The organism is Streptomyces sp. NPDC036984, from assembly GCF_055607665.1.
In genome coordinates, this window is record NZ_JBVJRL010000017.1 from 124,761 (window position 1) to 148,396 (window position 23,636).

Consider the following 23,636-nt stretch of genomic DNA (forward strand, 5'->3'; position numbering starts at 1 on the left):
GGGGAAACTGGGGCCATGACTCCTACGGCGGAGACCACGGTCGGCATCGGCGGCGCGGCGGAGAGCACCGACATGGTGCTCAACATCGGGCCTCAGCACCCGTCCACGCACGGCGTGCTGCGGCTCAAGCTCGTGCTGGACGGGGAGCGCATCGTGCGCGCGGAGCCCGTGATCGGCTATATGCACCGGGGCGCCGAGAAACTCTTCGAGGCGCGCGACTACCGGCAGATCATCGTGCTCGCCAACCGCCACGACTGGCTGTCGGCGTTCTCGAACGAGCTGGGCGTGGTCCTCGCCGTGGAGCGGATGCTCGGCATGGAGGTGCCCGAGCGGGCGGTGTGGACGCGCACGCTGCTCGCCGAGCTGAACCGGGTGCTCAACCACCTGATGTTCCTCGGCTCCTACCCGCTGGAGCTGGGCGGGATCACGCCGGTCTTCTACGCGTTCCGGGAGCGCGAGGTGCTCCAGAACGTCATGGAGGAGGTCTCCGGCGGGCGCATGCACTACATGTTCAACCGCGTCGGCGGCCTCAAGGAGGACCTGCCGTCCGGCTGGACGGCACGCGCGCGCGAGGCCGTCGCCGTCGTGCGCTCGCGCATGGACGTCTTCGACGACCTGGTGCTCGGCAACGAGATCTTCCGCGGGCGTACGCGCGGGGTCGGGACGCTCGCACCCGAGACGGTGCACGCGTACGGCGTGAGCGGCCCCATCGCGCGCGGCTCGGGCGTCGACTTCGACCTGCGCCGCGACGAGCCGTACCTTGCCTACGGCGATCTCCAGGACACCCTGAAGGTCGTCACCCGGAGCGAGGGCGACTGCCTGGCCCGCTTCGAGGTCCTGCTGGAGCAGACCCACAACGCCCTGGACCTCGCCGACGCCTGCCTGGACAGGCTCGCGGACCTGCCGCCCGGGCCGATCAACCAGCGGCTGCCGAAGGTGCTGAAGGCGCCCGAGGGCCACACGTACGCGTGGACCGAGAACCCGCTCGGCATCAACGGCTACTACCTCGTCAGCAAGGGCGAGAAGACCCCGTACCGGCTGAAGCTGCGTTCGGCCTCGTACAACAACATCCAGGCGCTGACCGAGCTGCTGCCGGGCACGCTGGTGGCGGACATGGTGGCGATCCTGGGGTCGATGTTCTTCGTGGTCGGCGACATCGACAAGTAAGCCGCGCCGGGCCCGGGGGCGGTCTACCGGCCCCGGGGGTCCCGCGGGTCCTGTGCGTCTGGGTCCTGTGAGTCGTGGGGACTCTGCTCCAGGGGGTCCTGGATGCCCACCGGCTGGAGCAGCCAGCCGAAGTCGCCGAGGCCGCCCGACGCCGTGAGCTCGGCGGCCTCGCCGGCGCTCGCAAGGGCGCGCACGTAGGCGGAGGGGTCGGTGGAGGCCAGCGCGAGCGGGGGGCGTGCGCCGGTGATGTCCAGGGCGCGCAGAGCGGCGCGTTGCGTGAGCAGGCGCGCGCTGGCCAGCTCGCGCGCTCTCTGAGGTTCCTGCGCCGTGCCAGAGGGTTCCTGCGCCGTACTGGCGGGCGCCTGCGCCGTGTCCGAGGGCGCGTTGGTGGGGGCGTGGGCCGTGTCGGGGGCAGCGTGGAGTGAGGTGTGCGCCGTGTCGGAGGTCTCCCGCGCCGTGCCGGAGGTCTCCCGCGCCGTGCGGGAGGGCATTCGGGGCTGCGTGCCCGCCTCGTCGGAAGGCGTGCGCGCTGTACCGGGCGCTGCCGCGCACGCGTCCAGGGCGACGTGTGCCGTGATGTCGCAGGAACCGTCCGGCACGGGCGCCGTCTCGCGGCCCTCCCGGAAGCCGGTGAGCGTGCCGAACAGGGGACGGGTGTCCACGGTGTGCGCGTAGTCCACGGCCACCGCGAGCCCGCGCACCACCCGGTCCACGGCCGCCGCCCAGGCCCGGTCCCGGGGCAGTCCGATCTCCGCCCGCAGTCCCTCGTCGGCCGGCAGCGGCCACCAGCGCGCGAGCCAGTCGGCCTCCGCGCCCGTCACGGGCTCCCCGAGCCGCTCGGCGCCGTCGTCCGCCACGAGGACCAGCCGGGGCACGCCCGTGGCGTCCACCTCCACGACGTTCACGGGGACGTTGTCCAGCCACTCGTTGGCGAACAGCAGCCCGGTGACGGCATCCGGGAGCTCGGTCAGCCAGGTGATCCGTGCGTCCAGGCCGGGCGGGCGGTCGGCGATCTCGACGGCGTACGCACGCGCGCGTGCCGCCACGTCCGGCGGCAGGGCGGCGAGCACCCCCGTGACCAGCTCGCCCCGTCCGGCACCCATGTCGACGAAGTCCAGCACCGGCGGCCGGCCGAGCGCCGCGTCGACCCGGCACAGCAGCCGGGCCACGGCCCGCGCGAACAGCGGGGAGGCGTGCACGGAGGTGCGGAAGTGACCGGCCGGGCCTTCCGGGCGCCGGTAGAAGCCGCCGGGTCCGTACAGCGCCGCTTCGGCCGCGGCGCGCCAGCCGCGCGGGCCGGGCTCCCCGCGGAATCCCTCCCGCCGCGTCTCATCCGTCACCGCACCAGACTAGGCCCACAGATGATCACGGCCTCCACCTTGCGGAGTACGCGCGCCGGGCACGGATCGGCCCATCGGTTGACCCCTGCACGCATCCCGTTTCCCTACTCTGGGTTACGTGCAGCGCCTCTATGACTTCCTCCGCCGCCACCCGACATGGGTCGACACCTTCTGGGCCGTCGTCCTGCTCGGGGTGTCCGGGCTGAGCGTGGTCAACCTCGACGGGGTGCCCGGTCACCACGGCACGATCGCCATGGGGATGGCCGTCTCCGCCGTCCTGTGTGTCGTCGTGGCGCTGCGCCGCCGTTTCCCCGAGCCGATGCTGCTCGTCGCTCTCGTCACCGGGCTGGTCCAGGTGGTCCTGGACGTGGAGACGACCGTCGCCGACTTCGCCATGCTGGTGATCACCTACACGGTCGCGGCGGTCGGAGCGCGCTGGGCCTCCCGGCTCGCACTCGCCGTCAGCCTCTGCGCGGCGACCATGGCCCAGATCCGCTGGCCGGCCGAGCACAGCAGCTTCGCCGGGCAGATCGCCATAGCCGTCTTCCAGACGGTGCCCTTCGCCCTCGCCTGGGTGCTCGGTGACTCCATGCGCACCCGGCGCGCCTACTTCGCCCAGCTGGAGGAGCGCGCGGCCCGCCTGGAGAAGGAGCGCGAGGCGCAGGCGAAGGTCGCGGTCGCCGCCGAACGCGCCCGTATCGCGCGCGAGCTGCACGACGTCGTCGCGCACAACGTGTCGGTGATGGTGGTGCAGGCCGACGGCGCCGCCTACGTCATGGACACCGCGCCCGACCAGGCGAAGAAGGCCCTGGAGACGATCTCCTCCACCGGCCGCCAGGCGCTGGCCGAGATGCGCCGCCTGCTGGGCGTACTGCGCACCGGTGAGCACCAGGAGACCGGGGAGTACGTCCCGCAGCCCGACGTCGAGCAGATCGACGACCTCGTCGAGCAGTGCCGCAGCTCCGGCCTCCCGGTCGACTTCAAGGTGGAGGGCACCCCGCGCCCGCTGCCCAGCGGTGTGGAGCTGACCGCGTACCGGATCGTGCAGGAGGCGCTCACCAACACCCGCAAGCACGGCGGGCCCAACGCCGGCGCGAGCGTACGGCTGGTCTACTTCGACGACGGCCTCGGTCTGCTGGTGGAGGACGACGGCAAGGGTGCCCCGCACGAGCTGTACGAGGAGGGCGGCGCCGACGGAAAGGGCCACGGCCTGATCGGCATGCGGGAGCGCGTCGGCATGGTCGGTGGCACCCTGGACGCCGGTCCGCGCCCGGGCGGAGGATTCCGCATCAGCGCCCTGCTGCCGCTCAAACCGGCGCTCTGACTCCGCCACACACCCGCGCACGCCCCACGGCAACCGAAGCCGGCAACCGAAGCCGGAAATCGAGGCCGGCAACCGAAGACACGGAAGAGGACCCGATGACGATCCGCGTGATGCTCGTCGACGACCAGGTGCTGCTGCGCACCGGGTTCCGGATGGTGCTCGCCGCCCAGCCGGACATGGACGTGGTCGCGGAGGCGGGCGACGGCGTGGAGGCCCTCCAGGTGCTGCGGTCCACCGCCGTCGACGTCATCCTGATGGACGTCCGCATGCCGAAGCTGGACGGCGTGGAGGCCACCCGGCGGATCTGCTCGGAGCCGGACGCGCCGAAGGTGCTCATCCTGACCACGTTCGACCTGGACGAGTACGCCTTCTCCGGGCTGAAGGCAGGCGCCTCGGGCTTCATGCTCAAGGACGTACCGCCCGGTGACCTGCTGGCCGCGATCCGCGCCGTGCACAGCGGGGACGCGGTCGTGGCGCCCTCCACCACCCGGCGCCTGCTGGACCGCTTCGCGCCGATGCTGCCCTCCGCCGGCAAGGAACCACAGCACAAGGAGCTGGAGCGACTCACCGAGCGGGAGCGCGAGGTGATGGTGCTGGTCGCGCAGGGCCTGTCCAACGGCGAGATCGCGGCGCGGCTGGTGCTGAGCGAGGCGACGGTGAAGACGCATGTGGGCCGCATCCTGACCAAGCTCGGCCTGCGCGACCGGGTCCAGGTGGTGGTGCTGGCGTACGAGACGGGGCTGGTGCGGGCGGGCGGCCACGGCTGACGCCACAGCGCGCACCGGCTCCGGCGCGGGGAGCCCGGGCCGGCCCGGGCCTCAGCGCAGGACGCCCTCGATGAAGTCGCTGCCCAGCCGGCCCACGGCGGACAGGTCCAGCTGGTGCTGGACGTACCGGCCGCGGCGGCAGCCGGTGATCAGGCCCGCCTTCTTCAGCACCGACAGGTGCCGGGATATCTCGGGCGCCGACATGCCGTGCGCGTCCGCCAGCTCGCTGGTGGTGTGCGGGGCGCGCGCGAGGTGCCGGCACAGCCGCATCCGCACCGGGTGCGCCAGCGCCTCCAGCCGGCGGGTGAGCTGCTCGACGGACGGGGCCTGGGGACGCGAACCGCTCGCCGGGTAGGTGATCGAGGGCTGCCAGCCGTACCGGTGCAGGACCATCAGGTGCGGCCAGCCGAGGCTGGTCGGCACCAGCACCAGGCCGCCGTCGCCGGTGGCGGTGCGCCCCACCAGCAGCTTGTCGACCGTGATCAGCGCGGCCTCCTCGTCCAGGGAGACCGCACCGGAGAGGGATGCGAGGGCTGCGCCGAGGCCCTTGTGGCGCAGCAGTTCGGTCTTGTGCCGGGCGTCGGCGGCGAGCTGGGGTTCGAGGCGGGCCCAGGTGTCGGCGAAGAACGCCTCGTCGCAGTCGAGCATCAGCTGCCGGAACCACGCCCGTACGACCGGCGGGTCCTCCAGCAGCCGGCGCGTGAACCGCTCCTGTACGGCACCGCGCGCGGCGGCCAGTTCGAGGGAGCGGCGGCGCAGCTCCGGGTCGGCCAGCGGGCCGGGGTCCCGGACGTCGTAGCGCAGCTGGCAGGTGAACTCCAGAGCCGCGTTGACGAACTGTTCGTCCGTCAGCTTGTCCAGCAGGTCCAGCTCTTCGGCGAGTGTGGCGCCGGGGAGCGCGCGGCCGCCCGGGACGGCGCCGAAGGGGGCGAAGACGTCCGAGAACGTCGTACGCCACAGGAAGTCCGCCTCGCACAGCCGGTCGGCCAGGCAGGGGTCCAGCCGGGAGGAGACGGCGGTGGCCCAGCCCCGCAGGTCGGGGTGGTGGCCGGGCTCGCTGAGCGCGTGCAACGCCATTCCCAGCTCGGCCAGGGGAGAGGGCACGACGGAGACCCGCTCCACGGACAGCCCGGTGATGTCGATGGTCACGCTCATGACCCCATCGTGCACCCGCCCACCGACATCGCCCGCGTCGATTGACGGCAGTCGTCAATCCACGGGACATCGGCTCCGCACCGGAGCAGGCTGAAGGCACCGGGGCAGCCGCGGAGCCCGATCAGTCACCGAGCGGTCGGTGATCAGTCAGCGATCAGACAGTGATCAGTTCACGTCCCGAGAAGGCGATCCGCCATGAGCATCACTCAGCAGTACCACCTCGACAGCTACCGCGCCCGCCTGCACGGCGAGCCCGAGCCGCCCGCACCGGGCCGCCACGACCTCGATCTGGTGCGCGAGCTGAGCGAATACCGGCGCTTCCGCGCGGTCATCGCCGAGCGTCCGGCGCGCGGGCGGCTGCGGGGCGCCCTGAACCGCTGGCTGCGCCCGCGCGCGCTGTGATCCACGCGCCGTAGGAAGTCCCGTGCGCCCAACCGGACGCACGGGTTCCCGGCTAGGCCCTCTTCTGCAGCCGCGCCACGAACGCGCCGGCCGCCGCCCGCACATCCTCCGCCGTCCACTCCAGCCCGGCCTCGTCCACCGTGACCTCCGTGCACGCCAGCCCGGGGCCGGCCTGCTCCCAGCCGCTCGCGAACAGCAGCACCGAGGACTCCTCGGCCTGCCGCACCGCCGCCTCGGCCGCCACGTCCGCGTCGTACGGCACCCAGACCTGGAACTGGTGGATGTGCGGTTCGGCCGGGTGGACGCGCGACCAGGGCACCCCGGCGCCCGCCAGCCCCTCGCGCAGCGAGGAGGCCACCACGCGCGCGTGCCGCACGTACTCGGGCAGCCGGGGCAGCTTCCGGTCGAGCCCGGCGAGCGCCGACAGCACCGTGGGGAACTGCTGCACGATCATGCCGCCGTACCGGTGCCGCCAGGCCTTGGCCTCCTCGATCAGCGTCCTCGGGCCGGCGACCGCGGCACCGCCGAAGCCGCCGAGGGACTTGTAGAACGACACGTAGACGGTGTCGGCGAGGCCGGCGATCTCCTCCAGCGGGCGGCCGAAGTGCACGGTGGACTCCCACAGGCGCGCGCCGTCGAAGTGCACCACCGCGTCGCGCTCCCGCGCCGCCGCGACGACCTCGGTCAGCTCCTGCCATGTGGGCAGCACGAAACCGGCGTCCCTGAGGGGCAGTTCCAGCATGAGTGTGCCGAAGGGCTCTTCGAAGTCGTGCACCTCGGCGGCCGTGGGCAGCCGGGGTTCGGTGGTCGGGTGGACCGAGCGCAGGCCGCTTACGTCTCTGAAGGCGTTCCGCTCGTGCACTTCCGGGTGGGCGAGCGGGTGCAGGGCGACCGTCGGGCTGCCGGTGCGGGCGGCCCAGCAGCGCAGGGCGACCTGCTGCGCCATGGTGCCGGTCGGGAAGAACGCGGCGGCCTCCATACCGAGCAGGGCGGCGACCCGTTCCTCCAGATGCGCCACGATCCGGTCGCCGTACAGATCGCCCGGCTCGTCCAGGTCGTAGACCTCGGGCGCCGTGTCCATCAGCTCCGTCAGCCGTTCCCGGATCGTGTCGCGCAGGCTGGGGCGCGACAGCACCCGGGCCGTCCGGTAGGCGGCCGCCCGCCGCTCCCGCACCGACCGCACCTCGTCCTGCCCCACCGCGTCGCTCATGCGCGTGATCATGCCGCGTCACCCGAGCGGGGGCACCCGAATTACGGTGCGGCCGGCCCGCCGCGAGGGCGTGGCGAAACCCACAGCCTGTGGACAACCGGCCGCCGCCGTACCCGATAGCGTTAACATGACGAGAAATCGTCCGGTACCCAGAGCGGACTGGAACGGGAAGGCCGCCGTCGCGTGAGTACAGTCCACCAGCAAGACCTCAAGGACCGCCCCGCGCGGCTCACCGTCGGCGTCGTCGGCGCCGGCCGTGTGGGCCCCGCGCTGGCCGCGTCACTCCAGCTCGCCGGGCACCGCCCGGTGGCCGTCTCCGGAGTCTCCGACGCCTCCCGCAGGCGTGCCGAGACCATGCTCCCGGACGTCCCGCTGGTGCCGCCCGCCGAGGTGCTCCAGCGCGCCGACCTGGTGCTGCTCACGGTCCCCGACGACGCCCTGCCGGGCCTGGTCGCCGGGCTCGCCGACACGGGCGCGGTACGGCCGGGACAGCTGCTCGTGCACACCTCCGGGCGGTACGGCACCAAGGTCCTCGACCCGGCCCTGCGGGTGGGCGCGCTGCCGCTGGCCCTGCACCCGGCGATGACCTTCACCGGCACGCCCGTGGACGTCCAGCGGCTCGCGGGCTGCTCTTTCGGCGTCACCGCGCCCGAGGAGCTGCGGCTGGCCGCCGAGGCCCTGGTGATCGAGATGGGCGGCGAGCCGGAGTGGATCAGCGAGCAGAACCGCCCGCTGTACCACGCGGCCCTCGCGCTCGGCGCCAACCACCTGGTGACCCTGGTCGCCCAGTCCATGGAGCTGCTGCGCACGGCCGGTGTGGAGGCGCCCGACCGGATGCTCGGCCCGCTGCTCGGCGCCGCCCTGGACAACGCCCTGCGCTCCGGCGACGCCGCCCTGACCGGGCCGGTCGCGCGCGGGGACGCGGGCACGGTCGCCGCGCACGTCAGCGAGCTGCGCCGGCACGCCCCGCAGACCGTGGCGGGCTATCTGGCGATGGCCCGCGCGACCGCCGACCGCGCGCTCGCCCACGGCCTGCTGAAGCCGGAACTCGCCGAGGACCTGCTCGGGGTGCTCGCCGACGGGGCCGGCGCAACGGGCGGCACGACCGGCACCGACGGCACGACCGGCACCGAGGGGAACGACCGATGACCACCGCCCTGCTGAGCACCGCCGACGAGCTGCACGCGCGCGTGCGCCACGGCCGCCGCGCCGTCGTGATGACCATGGGCGCCCTGCACGAGGGCCACGCGACCCTCATCCGCACCGCGCGCGAGATCGCCGGCCGGGACGGCGAGGTCGTCGTCACGGTCTTCGTCAACCCGCTCCAGTTCGGTGCCGGCGAGGACCTGGACCGCTACCCGCGCACCTTGGACGCCGACCTGAAGCTCGCCGAGCAGGCGGGCGCCGACGCCGTGTTCGCGCCCTCCGTCGACGAGGTCTACCCCGGCGGTGAACCCCAGGTGCGCGTCTCCGCGGGCCCCATGGGCGAGCGCCTGGAGGGGGCCTCGCGGCCCGGCCACTTCGACGGCATGCTCACCGTCGTCGCCAAGCTGCTGCACCTCACCCGCCCCGACATCGCCCTGTTCGGGCAGAAGGACGCCCAGCAGCTGGCCCTGATCCGGCGCATGGTGCGGGACCTGAACTTCGGCGTCGAGATCGTCGCCGTACCGACCGTGCGCGAGGAGGACGGGCTCGCCCTGTCCAGCCGCAACCGCTACCTCTCGGCGGAGGAGCGCCGTACCGCGCTCGCGCTGTCCCGCGCGCTGTTCGCCGGCCGGGACCGGCACGCGGCGCAGGAGGCGCTGCGCGCGCGGGCCCGGGAGGTGCCCTCCACGCACGCGCGTGCCGAGGCGCTGAGCGCCATAGGGGAGTCCCGCGCGGCGGCCGACGCGCACGCGGTGGCCACCGCCGCGCCCGGCGGCCCGGCGGCCGTCCGGGCGGCCGCCCGGACGGTGCTGGACGAGGCCGCCCGCTTCGACCCGCCGCTCCGGCTGGACTACCTGGCGCTGGTCGACCCCGCCGACTTCACCGAGATCGGCGACGACTTCACCGGCGAGGCCGTCCTCGCCGTCGCGGCCCGGGTCGGCACGACCCGGTTGATCGACAACATCCCGCTCACCTTCGGATCCCTCGGAGCCGCCTTGTGACCAGCACGGGCATACGACTGCACGCACCCGCCCCCGGGTGGTCCATCTCCGCGGACGTGGTCATCGTCGGGTCCGGCGTGGCCGGCCTGACCGCCGCCCTGCGCTGCCACGCGGCAGGCCTGACCACGGTCGTGGTCACCAAGGCGCGCCTCGACGACGGCTCCACCCGCTGGGCGCAGGGCGGCGTCGCGGCCGCCCTCGGCGAGGGCGACACCCCCGAACAGCACCTGGAGGACACACTGGTCGCGGGCGCGGGCCTGTGCGACGAGGAGGCCGTACGGATCCTCGTCACCGAGGGCCCCGACGCCGTACGGCGGCTGATCTCCACCGGCGCCCACTTCGACACCGACGACGAGGGCGGCATCCACCTCACCCGCGAGGGCGGCCACCACCGGCGCCGGATCGCGCACGCGGGCGGCGACGCGACCGGCGCGGAGGTCTCCCGGGCGCTCGTGGAGGCCGTACAGGCGCGTGGGCTGCGCACGATCGAGAACGCGCTCGTGCTGGATCTGCTGACCGACCCCGACGGCCGCGCGGCCGGGGTCACCCTGCACGTGATGGGGGAGGGCCAGCACGACGGCGTGGGCGCCGTGCACGCCCCCGCGGTCGTCCTCGCGACCGGCGGCATGGGCCAGGTGTTCTCCGCGACCACCAACCCGTCGGTGTCGACCGGCGACGGCGTGGCGCTGGCGCTGCGCGCGGGCGCGGAGGTGAGCGACCTCGAATTCGTGCAGTTCCACCCGACGGTGCTCTTCCTCGGCCCGGAGGCCGAGGGGCAGCAGCCGCTCGTCTCGGAGGCGGTGCGCGGTGAGGGCGCCCACCTGGTCGACGGGGACGGTGTGCGCTTCATGGTCGGCCAGCACGAGCTGGCGGAGCTGGCGCCGCGGGACATCGTCGCCAAGGGCATCCTGCGGCGGATGCTGGAGCAGGACGCGGAGCACATGTTCCTCGACGCCCGGCACTTCGGCGCCGACATGTGGGAGCACCGCTTCCCGACCATCCTGGCCGCCTGCCGGTCGAACGGCATCGACCCGGTCACCGAGCCCATCCCGATCGCCCCGGCCGCCCACTACGCCTCCGGAGGTGTCCGCACCGACGCCCGGGGCCGGACGACCGTGCCGGGCCTGTACGCGTGCGGCGAGGTCGCCTGCACCGGCGTGCACGGCGCCAACCGGCTGGCCTCCAACTCCCTCCTGGAAGGGCTCGTCTACGCCGAGCGGATCGCCGCCGACATCGCCGCCGTGCGGGCCGAGAACGGCCTCCACGCGCGCGTGCCCGCGCCGGTCCCGTCCCCGGGCAAGCCCGCGCACCCGCTGCTCGCCCCCGAGTCCCGGTTCGCCATCCAGCGGATCATGACCGAGGGCGCGGGCGTGCTGCGCTCCGAGGAGTCCCTCGCCAAGGCCGCGGACCAGCTCCAGAAGCTGCACAGCGAGGCCCGGGACGCGCTGGAGGAGAACGGCAAGACCGCCGAGCCCGGCGTGGACACCTGGGAGGCGACGAACCTCCTGTGCGTGGCCCGGGTCCTGGTCGCCGCCGCCCGGCTGCGCGAGGAGACCCGCGGCTGCCACTGGCGCGAGGACCGGGCCGAGCGCGACGACACGAACTGGCGGCGCCACATCGTCGTACGGCTCAACCCGGACCGGTCGCTGGCCGTACGCACCACCGACACCGCAGACTTCCCCCCTATCCGGTAACAAGCGCCCCAGGAGCAGTGACAGACGTGAGCACCGACGACCTTCCTCTCGCCCCGACCGGTGGCTGCGGCGACGGCTGCGCCTGCGGCGCCGAGGGCGACGAGGAGTACCTGGAGTGCGGGCTCGACCCCGCGCTCGCCGAGTTGCTGGCCGCCGCCGGACTCGACCCCGTGGAGGTCGAGGACATCGCCAACGTCGCCATCCAGGAGGACCTGGACGGCGGCGTGGACGTGACGACCGTGTCGACCATCCCCGAGGACGCGGTGGCCACCGCCGACTTCACCGCGCGCGAGGCGGGCGTCGTGGCCGGCCTCCGGGTCGCCGAGGCCGTGCTCTCCGTGGTCTGCACGGACGAGTTCGAGGTCGAGCGGCACGTGGAGGACGGTGACCGGATCGAGGCCGGGCAGAAGCTGCTGTCGGTCACCACGCGTACGCGTGACCTGCTCACCGCCGAGCGCAGCGCGCTGAACATCCTGTGCCGCCTGTCCGGCATCGCGACCGCCACGCGCGCCTGGGCGGACGCGCTGGAGGGCACCAAGACGCGCGTGCGCGACACCCGCAAGACGACCCCGGGCCTGCGCTCGCTGGAGAAGTTCGCCGTGCGCTGCGGCGGGGGCGTCAACCACCGCATGTCGCTGTCCGACGCGGCCCTGGTGAAGGACAACCACGTGGTCGCCGCCGGCGGCGTCGCACAGGCCTTCAAGGCCGTACGGGAGGCTTTCCCGGACGTGCCGATCGAGGTGGAGGTCGACACCCTGCACCAGCTGCGCGAGGTCGTGGAGGCGGGCGCCGACCTGATCCTGCTGGACAACTTCACGCCGAACGAGTGCGCGGAGGCCGTGGGCATCGTCGGCGGCCGGGCGCTGCTGGAGGCATCCGGGCGGCTGACGCTCGCCAACGCGCGCGCGTACGCCGAGACCGGCGTGGAGTTCCTGGCCGTCGGCGCGCTCACCCACTCCTCGCCGATCCTGGACATCGGCCTGGACCTGCGCGAGGCGGAGTAACGGCGATGCTGCTCACGATCGACGTCGGCAACACGCACACCGTCCTCGGTCTGTTCGACGGCGAGGACATCGTCGAGCACTGGCGCATCTCCACGGACGCGCGCCGCACGGCGGACGAGCTGGCGGTGCTGCTCCAGGGGCTGATGGGCATGCACCCGCTGCTCGGTGAGGAGCTGGGCGACGGCATCGACGGCATCGCGATCTGCGCGACCGTCCCGTCGGTGCTGCACGAGCTGCGCGAGGTCACCCGGCGGTACTACGGCGACGTGCCCGCCGTCCTGGTCGAGCCGGGCGTGAAGACGGGCGTGCCGATCCTCACCGACAATCCCAAGGAGGTCGGCGCGGACCGGATCATCAACGCGGTCGCGGCCGTCGAGCTGTACGGCGGCCCGGCGATCGTCGTGGACTTCGGTACGGCGACCACCTTCGACGCGGTCTCCGCGCGCGGGGAGTACGTCGGCGGGGTGATCGCGCCCGGCATCGAGATCTCCGTGGAGGCGCTCGGCGTCAAGGGTGCGCAGCTGCGGAAGATCGAGGTGGCCCGGCCGCGCAGCGTGATCGGCAAGAACACGGTCGAGGCCATGCAGGCGGGCATCGTGTACGGGTTCGCCGGCCAGGTCGACGGGGTGGTCAGCCGGATGGCGCGGGAGCTGGCGGACGATCCGGACGAGGTGACGGTGATCGCCACGGGTGGTCTCGCGCCGATGGTGCTGGGCGAGTCCTCGGTGATCGACGAGCACCAGCCGTGGCTGACGCTGATCGGGCTGCGCATGGTGTACGAGCGGAACGTCTCGCGGCTGTGAGGGACGGCCGGCGCCCGCGCGGCCGCCGGCCCCGCCGGTGACCCCGGACGAGGGAAACCCGGAGCGACACGCGGCGAAACAACGTCCGGATTCGTCACTTTTGTCCGATTAGACGGTAGCGTCGCCGCATGCCCACGCCATATGGATCCCGCGGCGGCATGGCGTTCGGCGTGGAGGAGCTGCGTGTGCTCCGCCGCGCCCTCGCCCTCGCCCTCCACCCCGGCCACGCCTCCGCCGAGGACGTGCAGGACTGTTTCCGGCTCGCCGAGTCGCTCGACGAGGCGATGTGCGAGGGGGCCAGACTGCGCGCCTTCCTGGTGGCCGACCTGGGCCGGTACCGGGCCGCCCTGCCGGGCACCGCCGCCGGTTACCTGGCCCTGCTGGAGGAGGTGCTCGGAGCCGGGCACCGGCCGACGCCGGACGACCTCGCCGCGCTCCGGGCGCTGCGCGGGAACCCCGCGGCGGCCGCGCTGCTGGACCGCTGCCGGGCGCTGGCGGAGCAGGACGTGCGAGCCCGGTTCGCGCAGGGGTCGCGAAAGGTGCCGGCGCCCGCCGTGCCGCCCGCGCGGACGCGCCTGCTGGCCCTTGCCGGCGGCGCGGGGGAGTCGGGGGTCTGCCAGGACGAGGGGCAGCCCGACAGGCCCTCACAGCCCCCGCAGAACCCCGCGACGAAGCCGGCGCCGGGGCCCGCGGAGCGGCCCGCACCGGAGCCGGGGCCTGCGGCGCCGAAGCGGCCCATCCCCACGCCGGGTGAGGTCTTCCCGCGCCGCAAGCCCTCGCCCCCCGCCGAGCCGACAGAGCCCCGCCAACTCGCCGCGGGCTGACCCCGGCCGCCGACCGAGCCCCATTTCCCACCCGCACCACCCACGCGGCTCCCGCGGTCGGGGGCGGGCGCCCTCGTGCGGTGGGCTCGTCGGCGGCCGCTGGGGGTCGCAGTGCCGTCGGCGTCACGGCGCCGCCGCCGTTGCGGGCAGTCGTGTCTCCCCCCAGCTCTTCGAGCACGAGCACGGGGACCCCCAGGTGGCACGGGGGGCCTTCTGCTCGAGTGAGCCGAGAGCCCGGGGGAGGCGCCCTGCTGGCGCCGGTAAGCGACTCGACCCCCGCCGGGGTTCGTGCACCCCGCCCCTTTCGCCCGTTCCCGGCTGGCTACTCTGGAGGCATGGACTACGTCTCCGCGCTCGTGCCGCCGGTCGTCATGGCTGTGTTCTTCGTCGGTGTGGTCAGGGTGATCGTGAAGACCCAGGGCGGGGCCGCCAAGACCAAGGAGGACGCGGCCGTCGACGCTGCCCTCGCCCGCGAGGCAGCCGCCCGCGGCGACGCCTGAGCAGGGCTTCGGCGCACTTCAGGCAGCCCCCGGCAAAAGCCCTCCCCCGTCCTGGCGTACGGCTCCCGCGCTCCGGCGCTTTCCGAGTCGTACGCCCTTTTTGTTCGCGTTTGTAGTCCTAGCGCACGTCCGGCACGCCATTGCCGGGATCTCCCACTATTGTTCTGAGCTGTGCCTCGCCCCTTGGGAGAACTCGAAGACGCGGTCATGACGCGGGTGTGGAAGTGGAACCGCCCGGTGACCGTTCGAGAAGTCCTGGAAGACCTCCAGCAGGAACGCTCCATCGCATACACCACCGTGATGACCGTTTTGGACAATCTCCATCAGAAGGGCTGGGTGCGCCGCGAGGCGGAAGGCCGGGCCTATCGATATGAGGCCGTGTCGACACGCGCCGCCTACGCCGCCGCCCTGATGAACGACGCCTGGTCGCAGAGCGACAACCCGGCCGCCGCTCTCGTCGCCTTCTTCGGGATGATGAGCGAGGAACAGCGTCAGGCCCTCAGGGACGCCGTACGCATCGTCCAGGGCCCGGAAGAAACCCAGGAAGCTGCGCGGCAACAGGAAGCCCCCGAAGCCCGGCAAGAGGAGAACCCCGGCGCGGCGGGGGAGGCCGACGGGCGATAGCGTCCGCTCATGTCAGCAGAGCGTCCCGAAGTCTCCGCAAAAGCCATCACCGTCCGACGGGCCCGGACCAGCGATGTCCCCGCCGTGCGCCACCTCCTCGACGCCTACGTCCGCGACCGGATCCTGCTCGACAAAGCCACGGTCACCCTTTACGAGGACATCCAGGAGTTCTGGGTCGCGGAACGCGACGACAACGCCGAGGTGGTCGGCTGCGGTGCCCTGCACGTCATGTGGGAGGACCTCGCGGAAGTGCGCACTCTGGCGGTGAAGCCCGGCCTCAAGGGCGCCGGCGTGGGGCATCAGTTGCTGGAGAAGTTGCTCCAGACCGCGCGCTGGCTCGGCGTTCGCCGGGTTTTCTGCCTGACCTTCGAAGTGGACTTCTTCGGCAAGCACGGCTTCGTGGAGATCGGGGAGACACCGGTCGACACCGATGTCTACGCGGAGCTCTTGCGTTCCTATGACGAGGGCGTCGCGGAGTTCCTCGGTCTCGAACGAGTGAAGCCGAACACCTTGGGCAACAGCCGGATGCTTCTGCATCTGTGATCGTCATTGCCCCGGTGCCCTATGTCCGAAACGCGCATGTTTCCGGGCGCGGGCGGTCCACTGAGTCACTCCCGGGGGTTTGTGTTTTTCCGGCAAAAGCGGTTTGCTTTCCGACGTACTGCAGTACTGCATATAACAGGGGCGGCGAAACGGCGGACGCCGCACACCCCTGGCCCTCAACGTTATCGATGAAAGGAAATGCGGTGGCACAGAAGGTTCAGGTCCTTCTTGTCGACGACCTCGACGGCGGCGAGGCGGACGAGACCGTGACGTTCGCGCTGGACGGCAAGACGTATGAGATCGATCTCACGACTGCCAATGCGGACAAGCTGCGTAGCCTTCTCGACCCCTATGTGAAGGGCGGGCGCCGTACCGGCGGCCGTGCCTCCGGTGGGCGTGGAAAGGCGCGTGCCGCTTCCGGCGGCAACCAGGACACCGCGGCCATCCGCGCCTGGGCGAAGGAGAACGGCTACGAGGTCAACGACCGCGGCCGCGTCCCGGCCTCCATCCGCGAGGCCTACGAGAAGGCCAACGGCTGATTCCGCCGGCCGGCGGGATGACCGGCGCACACGCGCCGCAGCCGGACCCGGTGACAGTGAGCTGCCACCGTGTCCACCAGTCGTACGAGATCGGGGGCGCTCCCCTCGCGCCCCACGGCCGGCATCGCCGGCAGCGAGGCCTCGGCCTCGCCTCCCGGCCCGGGGGGCCGCAGCCACGAAGCGGCCCCCTGCACGGCTTCGGGGGCAAGGAGCGCGGTCCGTCCGCGTGCGGGTGAGGACCGCACCGGTTCCAGTCCCGCGGCGGCCGCGGCCTGCCCAGGTGGCGGCGGTGCCTCCAGCATGTCGCCCGCTCCCAGGACCCGCAGGTCCAGAGCCACGGCGCCCCACTCCAGCCAGTCCAGCAGTCCGGGCAGCTCCTCCGCGCTGCCCGCGGCCACCAGCAGCTCCATCCGGTCGCCCCGCAGGGCCACCGGAGAGCCCGGCGCGAGATGCCGGAGCGCTTCCGCGCCCGCCTCGGCCGGCACGTCCAGGACGTCGAACCGCACCCCCGTGAGCAGCCTCAGCGGCCGCCCGGGCACTGTCGGCCAGCCCAGATCGTTCTCGTACCAGAGCCGGGCCCGTGCGTCCGGGCCGGCGCAGAGAGCTCCGGTGGGGAAAACACCGCCGGAGAGATCACCGGCGACCGGACCGCCGCTGCCGGGTGCATCCGGATCGAGGGGCCGGCGGGGAAGAGGGACGGTGGGGGTCGTGGGGACGGAGCCAACCATGCCAAGTGAAACCGCCGGAGCGGCCGTCAGGTTACGCTGGGTGGCCTGTCTGCTGCGCAGAGTGCCGGAAAAGGGGGCGCTTGGGGGTCCGGGGAGGCGCAAGGTTGTTCGCCCATAGCGGAGGGAACCGGTGCGCGCCGCATGGAGTGTCCGTCCCTGCGGGTAAGACATGCCTAGTGGGAGGGGGCGACACGCAGGACAGGCCGTCTCACGTTCGCCATCGGCGTACTGGCGACTGGGGTAACTGCCTGGCCTGCGGGAACATCGTCTCGCACCATCGGGTTGGAGCAGATGTCGGCGTTCGGGGTCAGGAGGCCATCGACGGTGTCGGCAGTTGGAATGAGCGGTCCCCGCTTGCGGGACTAAGCTGCGGAAGGACAGGGAGGGGAAGTTCCCCCCACTGCCTGACCGCTCTGAGGAGCGATTAACGATGTTCGAGAGGTTCACCGACCGCGCGCGGCGGGTTGTCGTCCTGGCTCAGGAAGAAGCCCGGATGCTCAACCACAACTACATCGGCACCGAGCACATCCTCCTGGGTCTCATCCACGAGGGCGAAGGTGTCGCCGCTAAGGCCCTGGAGAGCCTCGGCATTTCGCTTGAGGCGGTCCGTCAGCAGGTGGAGGAGATCATCGGCCAGGGCCAGCAGGCCCCGTCCGGGCACATCCCCTTCACCCCCCGTGCCAAGAAGGTCCTGGAGCTGTCGCTCCGCGAGGCCCTTCAGCTGGGCCACAACTACATCGGCACGGAGCACATCCTGCTCGGCCTGATCCGCGAGGGCGAGGGCGTCGCCGCCCAGGTCCTGGTCAAGCTGGGCGCAGACCTCAACCGGGTGCGGCAGCAGGTCATCCAGCTGCTCTCCGGTTACCAGGGCAAGGAGACCGCCACCGCGGGCGGCCCGGCCGAGGGCACCCCCTCGACCTCTCTCGTCCTGGACCAGTTCGGCCGGAACCTCACCCAGGCCGCTCGTGAATCCAAGCTCGACCCGGTCATCGGGCGCGAGAAGGAGATCGAGCGGGTCATGCAGGTGCTGTCCCGCCGTACGAAGAACAACCCGGTGCTGATCGGTGAGCCCGGCGTCGGCAAGACCGCCGTCGTCGAGGGCCTCGCCCAGGCCATCGTCAAGGGCGAGGTGCCCGAGACGCTCAAGGACAAGCACCTCTACACGCTGGACCTCGGCGCCCTGGTCGCCGGCTCCCGCTACCGCGGTGACTTCGAGGAGCGCCTGAAGAAGGTGCTCAAGGAGATCCGCACCCGCGGCGACATCATCCTGTTCATCGACGAGCTGCACACGCTGGTCGGTGCGGGTGCCGCCGAGGGCGCCATCGACGCGGCGAGCATCCTCAAGCCGATGCTGGCCCGCGGTGAGCTCCAGACCATCGGTGCGACCACCCTGGACGAGTACCGCAAGCACCTGGAGAAGGACGCGGCCCTGGAGCGCCGCTTCCAGCCCATCCAGGTCGCCGAGCCGTCCCTGCCGCACACGATCGAGATCCTCAAGGGTCTGCGCGACCGGTACGAGGCGCACCACCGCGTCTCCATCACGGACGAGGCCCTGGTCCAGGCCGCCACCCTGGCCGACCGGTACATCTCGGACCGCTTCCTGCCGGACAAGGCGATCGACCTGATCGACGAGGCCGGTTCCCGGATGCGCATCCGCCGGATGACCGCTCCGCCGGACCTGCGCGAGTTCGACGAGAAGATCGCCGCCGTCCGCCGGGACAAGGAGTCCGCGATCGACTCGCAGGACTTCGAGAAGGCCGCCTCGCTGCGCGACAAGGAGAAGCAGCTCCTGGCCGCCAAGGCCAAGCGCGAGAAGGAGTGGAAGGCCGGCGACATGGACGTCGTCGCCGAGGTCGACGGCGAGCTGATCGCCGAGGTCCTCGCCACGGCGACGGGCATCCCCGTCTTCAAGCTCACGGAGGAGGAGTCGTCCCGCCTGCTGCGCATGGAGGACGAGCTCCACAAGCGGGTCATCGGCCAGAACGACGCCGTCAAGGCGCTGTCGAAGGCGATCCGCCGTACGCGTGCCGGTCTGAAGGACCCGAAGCGTCCGGGTGGTTCGTTCATCTTCGCCGGCCCGTCCGGTGTCGGTAAGACCGAGCTGTCCAAGGCGCTCGCCGAGTTCCTCTTCGGTGACGAGGACGCGCTGATCTCCCTCGACATGTCGGAGTTCAGCGAGAAGCACACGGTGTCGCGTCTCTTCGGTTCCCCGCCCGGATACGTGGGTTACGAAGAGGGCGGCCAGCTGACCGAGAAGGTCCGCCGCAAGCCGTTCTCCGTCGTCCTCTTCGACGAGGTCGAGAAGGCCCACCCGGACATCTTCAACTCGCTGCTCCAGATCCTGGAGGACGGTCGCCTGACCGACTCCCAGGGCCGGGTCGTGGACTTCAAGAACACGGTCATCATCATGACGACCAACCTCGGCACCCGGGACATCTCCAAGGGCTTCAACCTGGGCTTCGCGGCCTCGGGTGACACGAAGACCAACTACGAGCGCATGAAGAACAAGGTGTCGGACGAGCTGAAGCAGCACTTCCGCCCCGAGTTCCTCAACCGCGTCGACGACGTGGTCGTCTTCCCGCAGCTGACGCAGGCGGACATCCTGCGGATCGTCGACCTGATGGTCGGCAAGGTGGACGAGCGCCTGAAGGACCGGGACATGGGCATCGAGCTCTCCCAGTCCGCCAAGGAGCTGCTGGCCAAGAAGGGTTACGACCCGGTGCTGGGCGCGCGGCCGCTGCGCCGCACGATCCAGCGCGAGATCGAGGACACGCTCTCGGAGAAGATCCTCTTCGGCGAGCTGCGCCCCGGTCACATCGTGGTCGTGGACACCGAGGGCGAGGGCGACGCCCAGACCTTCACCTTCCGGGGTGAGGAGAAGTCGGCGCTGCCCGATGTCCCGCCGATCGAGCAGGCCGCGGGTGGGGCTGGGCCCAACCTGAGCAAGGACGCGTAAGCCTCCGGCGGTTCAGCCGAGTGAAGGGGCCGGTGCCTTTGGGCGCCGGCCCCTTTCGCCGTCCTCAGAGGCGGTCCAGGGTGACGTCCGCTCCGGGGAAGAAGGGGGCGAAACGGGAGAGCGGGAAGGTGTGCCCGTGCCGGTTCGTCAGAATCACCTGGCGCAATCCCGGCAACCGGGACGCAAGGTCGGAAAGGTTCTCGGTACCGAGCATCATGGATACGCGGAGTGTCTCGATACCGGGTAGATCCGGCATCTGTGCGAAGGAGTCGGGGAAATCCCGGACGATCTTCGCGTTCAGGTAGAGGTCGGTCAGTTCCGGAAGCCGGGCGGTCTCCCGCCAGTCGCCGGCCGTCAGTGGCCTCGTCAGCGGCCCGAGGCTCAGCGCTTGCAGACTCGTCAGGTTCTGCAGCCCTCGCAACCCTGTTCGATCGGTGCTGTGCGCGCCGAGGAAGAGGAATTCCAGCGGTGCGTCGACCGGCAAGGTGTCGGTGAGACTGTCGCCCGGCAGCTCCTGGCTCACAGTGATCGTGGTGAGCGACCGCAGGAAGCGCAGCCCTGTCAGATCGGTGAGACCCGAGCAGCCGAACAGCGTGAGCGGCAGAGCACGAAGGTTTTCCACGCCGTATGCCGCCGGGCAGTCGTCGATCCACAGCTGGGTCAGCGAGCTGAACGGCAAGAGAGCGCTGAGATCGGTGAGGTGAGGGTTCTCCGTAAGGGTCAGCGACCTCACCCCCTCGGGCGTCGGCGTCCCGGCCAGGATGTCCTCCAACCGGTGTGCGCCCCGGATCGTGAGGTCGGGCCACGGCCGCATCCGGGCCAGAGCCGCGCGCTGCTCCTCCGACTCGCAGGTCATCCGCAGTTCCGCCCGGGAGAGGTGGTCCAGCACCTCGGCCGCGTATTCCTCGGCGGGAAACCGGCCCCATGTTCCGACGAGCTGTCGCCGCACGTCCAGATCAGGATGCTCGCGGAACCGCCGCAGTACCGCCATCGCTCCCTCCGGCTCCTCCTCGCCGAGCAGTGAGGCGGTGATCGCGACGCCCTGCGCCTCCTCGTCCGTGAGCCCCTCCGGCCCCGGCAGCAGTTCCAGCACCAGCGGACCGGCCTCGGCCAGAGCCCGGGCGTCTTCCACCGTGTGCGGTGGGATCAGCGCGGCGGCTCGTGACTCCACCTCCGCTCGCACGCCTGGCTGCAAAGCCGCCGCATGCTCCAGGCAGGCCAGCGCCAGCAGGGTCAGGCGAGGAGTGTCCCGCTCCAGCAACCGTCGTAGGACGACGGCCCGTTCGCGAGGCCGGGCGTGCGCCACCGCCATGCGGATGACGTCCTCCCACTGCGTGTCGTCGGCATGGCCGACCAGGACGTCCAGGTGGCCCTCCTCGACCGCGTACCGGGCGCCCAGGTAGTCCTGAAAGGTGCGGTGGACGAAGTCGACCACCCCCTCGGCCGGCTGGCGCAGCAGGCCGCTGCGCAGGAGCAGGTCCCGCAGCACCGTCGCCGCGTCCCCCTGCGCCGATGCGACCGCGGGCAGGCAGCGCTCCACGATCCCCTCGGCCGTGTCGACGTCCATCTCCGTGCGGCCGCTCAGCACCAGCGCGTACGCCAGCCGCTGGAGCAGCTCCAGCTGTACTTCCTCACCCGGCTCGACCCCCATCCCCCGCTCCCGGTCCCGCCGGGCGAGCAGCATCGACAGGGCGGCGTCGTACAGCTCCTTGCGGCCGGTGGGCAGATAGCCCCGGCGTTCCCGGTGCAGGGCGCAGATCAGGCCGCACATCAGGGGGTTGGTGGCCAGGCGGGCCAAGTCCCGCTTGGTGCGCAGGGAGTCCAGGAGCGGCTGCTCGTACTCCGGTGCCCGCGCCGCCTGGTGCCAGCGGTGGACGAACGTCGCCACGTCGGTGCGGCGCATCGGGGCCAGGGTGAGTTCCCGGAAGCCCTCCTGGGCCAGCCAGTCGGGGCGTACGGCGGTGGGGCGGGAGGTCAGGAGCCAGCGGTTGCCGGGGTAGGCCTGGAGCAGGGAGCGGAGCCAGCCGCGGGTGTGGTGGCGGTCGGCGGCCGGGATCTCGTCCAGGCCGTCCACCAGGACCAGCCCACGTCCCGCCGTCAGAACGCGTTCCGCCCAGCCGTCCGGCGGCGTCAGCGGGCAGCTCACCGCCTTGAGGAAGTCGGATGGTGGCGGGAGGGGACCCGTGCGGATCAGGGTGCGCAGGGGCAGCACGTAGGGGATGCGGCCGCTGTGCCTGGCCGCCGTGACCGCCAGCCACTGCACCAGCGTCGTCTTGCCGGACCCCGCGTCGCCGCGCAGCAGGACGCGGGAGTCCGTCAGCAGCGCTTCCTCGGCGGGCAGCCGACCTGCGGTGACGGCCGGGCGCTCATCCGGCAGTTCCTCCGGCGGAGCCTCCTGCGCGGTGGTCGCCTCCAGGCTGAGGTACGCGACCTCCAGCGGCCAGCGGTCGGGGGAGTCGCGCAGGTCGATGCCGTAGATGGTGATGTGGTCGTGCTGGGCGGCGACGTAGGGCAGGTAGCGGCGCTCGAAGTCGGTGTCCCGGGCGTCGGGCCGCGGGACACGGGAGATCAACTCATCGACCTTGGAGATGAGCTCGGCGTAGTAGCGGCTCTGTTCGACGAGCGTGCGTGCCACGAAGGAGGAGCGGCGGGTGAAGAACTCCAGTATCTGCACGCACGCCCACTCGGTGGCCGAGTCGAGGAAGTAGCAGGCGTCGGCGGACAGGCCGTCGGCGGCGGGGGAGCCGTAGTTCAGCCGCTTGGCCAGCTCCTGGTGGCCCAGGCGTACGGCCTGTACGTCGTCCATGTCCAGGTCGCCCAGGGCGAGCAGCCTGCGGGCCAGTGCATCGGCCACGGCCCCCTGTTCGTCGGCGGGGAACGGGGGCTCGCCCGGCGACGCCACCGCCTGCGCCACGATCCGCTCGGCCAGCCGGTGCACGTCCTTCTCGGCCAGGGTCCGCTTCTCACCCCGGAACGACACCAGCGCCGAAAGCCGCACCGGCCGGTCGACCAGTCCCGCGCCCGGTCCGCCCTGGACGAACAGTCTCTTCACCAGCGGGCCGAGCAAGCTGGAGGCCAGCTTGCTGCCCAGTACGGCCGGCTCCATCCGCCACCCCCGTGTGCGTACGACGTACGGATGGAGCCTAACCAGGGCGTGCGGTTCGTGTTACGACAACTGCCCGTCGTAGTCCGGCAGCTTGAAGGTCTTCTCGGCGTGGCCGCCGGAGAGGTCCGTGGCGCTGTTGCCGATGTTGGCGATGATCGTGTAGCCGTCGTTCTCGATGTCGACGCGCTGGGCGGTCTTGTAGGCGGCGACGTCCTTGAAGAGGTCGAACAGGCCGCGCACGCGGAGGTCGGAGACGTTGTAGCCGTCGTGTTCGAGGTTGTACTCGGTGGGCCAGTAGAGGACGCCGGGGCGGGCGGTGACGAAGAAGAGAGAGACGCCGTGGTCCTGGGCGTACCGGGCGACGTCCAGGACGGGCTTGTTGGCCGGCTGGGGGTAGCTGAAGCCGAAGTCGGTCTCCAGGGTGGTGTTGTCGATGTCGAAGACGATGGCCTGCTTCTCGCCGGGCCGGGCGGCGGCGATGCGGCCCTTCAGGTACGGCAGGGCCTGGTCCATGACCGCCCGGCAGTCCTGCTGCCAGGTGGCGTAGTCGACCTTGGCGGCCGCCGTGGCGGAGCTCGTCGTGTCCGCGGCCTGGGCCGGGACGGCCGGCGCGGCCAGGGCGGCCGCGGAGACGGCGGTGACGGCGATGCGGCGCGCCCAGGGGCGTGTGGTCATCGGTGGGGGTTCCTCTCACGTCCGTACGCGCGTCCGTACGCGTCCTGAAGTGTCAGGGGCATGATCTGCGACGAGGGTGGCGCGAGGGGAACCGTAGGGTTACTGAACGGTAGGTGACTAGAGGTCTG

At 71.8% G+C, this 23,636-nt stretch carries 21 protein-coding genes; 15 read left to right on the top strand and 6 right to left on the bottom strand.

What is annotated here, in order from left to right; all coding sequences use genetic code 11:
- The first annotated feature begins 15 nt into the window (after positions 1–15).
- Entirely contained in the window at positions 16–1,167 is a 1,152-nt protein-coding gene (locus ACZ7DL_RS27895; RefSeq protein WP_470778147.1) for an NADH-quinone oxidoreductase subunit D, read from the top strand.
- Positions 1,168–1,190: 23 nt separating this feature from the next.
- Here the strand turns inward: ACZ7DL_RS27895 and ACZ7DL_RS27900 are convergent, their stop codons facing one another.
- The gene (locus tag ACZ7DL_RS27900) at positions 1,191–2,507 is read right to left on the bottom strand and encodes an SAM-dependent methyltransferase (protein WP_470778148.1); all 1,317 of its coding nucleotides are present in this window, start codon (positions 2,505–2,507) and stop codon (positions 1,191–1,193) included.
- Between the two features lie 118 nt (positions 2,508–2,625).
- Here ACZ7DL_RS27900 and ACZ7DL_RS27905 point away from each other — a divergent pair, with 118 nt between their 5' ends.
- Both ACZ7DL_RS27905 and ACZ7DL_RS27910 read left to right on the top strand, forming a co-directional pair.
- The gene (locus tag ACZ7DL_RS27905) at positions 2,626–3,831 is read left to right on the top strand and encodes a sensor histidine kinase (protein WP_470778149.1); all 1,206 of its coding nucleotides are present in this window, start codon (positions 2,626–2,628) and stop codon (positions 3,829–3,831) included.
- Between the two features lie 95 nt (positions 3,832–3,926).
- Positions 3,927–4,598 carry a response regulator gene (locus tag ACZ7DL_RS27910; protein ID WP_470778151.1) on the top strand — a complete coding sequence of 224 codons (672 nt, stop codon included), beginning with the start codon at positions 3,927–3,929 and terminating at the stop codon, positions 4,596–4,598.
- Positions 4,599–4,649: 51 nt separating this feature from the next.
- On the opposite strand, the gene ACZ7DL_RS27915 is transcribed toward ACZ7DL_RS27910, so the two are convergent.
- Positions 4,650–5,753, bottom strand: coding sequence for a DUF5937 family protein (locus ACZ7DL_RS27915; protein WP_470778153.1), 1,104 nt, complete (start codon positions 5,751–5,753; stop codon positions 4,650–4,652).
- Between the two features lie 195 nt (positions 5,754–5,948).
- Between ACZ7DL_RS27915 and ACZ7DL_RS27920 the strand changes: the two genes are divergently transcribed.
- A complete protein-coding gene (locus ACZ7DL_RS27920) occupies positions 5,949–6,155 on the top strand; it encodes a hypothetical protein (protein ID WP_470778155.1) in 207 nt (68 codons plus the stop codon).
- A 52-nt stretch (positions 6,156–6,207) separates the two neighbouring features.
- Here the strand turns inward: ACZ7DL_RS27920 and ACZ7DL_RS27925 are convergent, their stop codons facing one another.
- Positions 6,208–7,365 (bottom strand): threonine aldolase family protein, encoded by a 1,158-nt coding sequence (locus ACZ7DL_RS27925; RefSeq protein WP_470778157.1) that lies wholly within the window; start codon positions 7,363–7,365, stop codon positions 6,208–6,210.
- A 183-nt stretch (positions 7,366–7,548) separates the two neighbouring features.
- Between ACZ7DL_RS27925 and ACZ7DL_RS27930 the strand changes: the two genes are divergently transcribed.
- From ACZ7DL_RS27930 to ACZ7DL_RS27975, 10 genes are all read left to right on the top strand, one after another.
- Positions 7,549–8,514: a Rossmann-like and DUF2520 domain-containing protein gene (locus tag ACZ7DL_RS27930; protein ID WP_470778159.1), complete on the top strand. Its 966-nt coding sequence runs from the start codon at positions 7,549–7,551 to the stop codon at positions 8,512–8,514.
- Positions 8,511–9,512, top strand: a complete 1,002-nt coding sequence (gene panC / locus ACZ7DL_RS27935; protein WP_470778161.1) for a pantoate--beta-alanine ligase — start codon at positions 8,511–8,513, stop codon at positions 9,510–9,512. Before ACZ7DL_RS27930 ends, panC begins: the two co-directional genes overlap by 4 nt.
- Complete coding sequence (locus ACZ7DL_RS27940; protein WP_470778163.1) at positions 9,509–11,206, top strand: L-aspartate oxidase; 1,698 nt, start codon at positions 9,509–9,511, stop codon at positions 11,204–11,206. Before panC ends, ACZ7DL_RS27940 begins: the two co-directional genes overlap by 4 nt.
- Before the next feature lie 26 nt (positions 11,207–11,232).
- Positions 11,233–12,210 (top strand): carboxylating nicotinate-nucleotide diphosphorylase, encoded by a 978-nt coding sequence (gene nadC, locus ACZ7DL_RS27945; RefSeq protein ID WP_470778164.1) that lies wholly within the window; start codon positions 11,233–11,235, stop codon positions 12,208–12,210.
- Positions 12,211–12,215: 5 nt separating this feature from the next.
- Positions 12,216–13,013 (top strand): type III pantothenate kinase, encoded by a 798-nt coding sequence (locus tag ACZ7DL_RS27950; protein WP_470778166.1) that lies wholly within the window; start codon positions 12,216–12,218, stop codon positions 13,011–13,013.
- Between the two features lie 158 nt (positions 13,014–13,171).
- Positions 13,172–13,837 (top strand): hypothetical protein, encoded by a 666-nt coding sequence (locus tag ACZ7DL_RS27955; protein WP_470778242.1) that lies wholly within the window; start codon positions 13,172–13,174, stop codon positions 13,835–13,837.
- Between the two features lie 335 nt (positions 13,838–14,172).
- On the top strand, positions 14,173–14,337 hold the full coding sequence (locus tag ACZ7DL_RS27960) for a hypothetical protein (RefSeq protein WP_470778167.1): 165 nt from the start codon (positions 14,173–14,175) through the stop codon (positions 14,335–14,337).
- 207 nt (positions 14,338–14,544) lie between these two features.
- The gene (locus tag ACZ7DL_RS27965; RefSeq protein WP_470778168.1) at positions 14,545–14,961 is read left to right on the top strand and encodes a BlaI/MecI/CopY family transcriptional regulator; all 417 of its coding nucleotides are present in this window, start codon (positions 14,545–14,547) and stop codon (positions 14,959–14,961) included.
- Between the two features lie 9 nt (positions 14,962–14,970).
- The gene (locus tag ACZ7DL_RS27970) at positions 14,971–15,504 is read left to right on the top strand and encodes an amino-acid N-acetyltransferase (protein WP_361694271.1); all 534 of its coding nucleotides are present in this window, start codon (positions 14,971–14,973) and stop codon (positions 15,502–15,504) included.
- Positions 15,505–15,707: 203 nt separating this feature from the next.
- The gene (locus ACZ7DL_RS27975) at positions 15,708–16,043 is read left to right on the top strand and encodes a histone-like nucleoid-structuring protein Lsr2 (protein WP_059251614.1); all 336 of its coding nucleotides are present in this window, start codon (positions 15,708–15,710) and stop codon (positions 16,041–16,043) included.
- Here ACZ7DL_RS27975 and ACZ7DL_RS27980 read toward each other — a convergent pair.
- Positions 16,022–16,771, bottom strand: a complete 750-nt coding sequence (locus tag ACZ7DL_RS27980) for an SCO3374 family protein (protein WP_470778170.1) — start codon at positions 16,769–16,771, stop codon at positions 16,022–16,024. The two genes, ACZ7DL_RS27975 and ACZ7DL_RS27980, sit on opposite strands and share 22 nt — an antisense overlap.
- A 430-nt stretch (positions 16,772–17,201) precedes the next feature.
- On the opposite strand from ACZ7DL_RS27980, the gene ACZ7DL_RS27985 reads away from it, so the two are divergent.
- On the top strand, positions 17,202–19,727 hold the full coding sequence (locus tag ACZ7DL_RS27985; RefSeq protein WP_470778171.1) for an ATP-dependent Clp protease ATP-binding subunit: 2,526 nt from the start codon (positions 17,202–17,204) through the stop codon (positions 19,725–19,727).
- Between the two features lie 64 nt (positions 19,728–19,791).
- Here ACZ7DL_RS27985 and ACZ7DL_RS27990 read toward each other — a convergent pair whose 3' ends face one another.
- Positions 19,792–22,833, bottom strand: coding sequence for an NACHT domain-containing protein (locus tag ACZ7DL_RS27990; protein ID WP_470778172.1), 3,042 nt, complete (start codon positions 22,831–22,833; stop codon positions 19,792–19,794).
- A gap of 60 nt (positions 22,834–22,893) precedes the next feature.
- Positions 22,894–23,508 (bottom strand): HAD family acid phosphatase, encoded by a 615-nt coding sequence (locus ACZ7DL_RS27995; RefSeq protein WP_470778174.1) that lies wholly within the window; start codon positions 23,506–23,508, stop codon positions 22,894–22,896.
- Between the last annotated feature and the right edge of the window lie 128 nt (positions 23,509–23,636).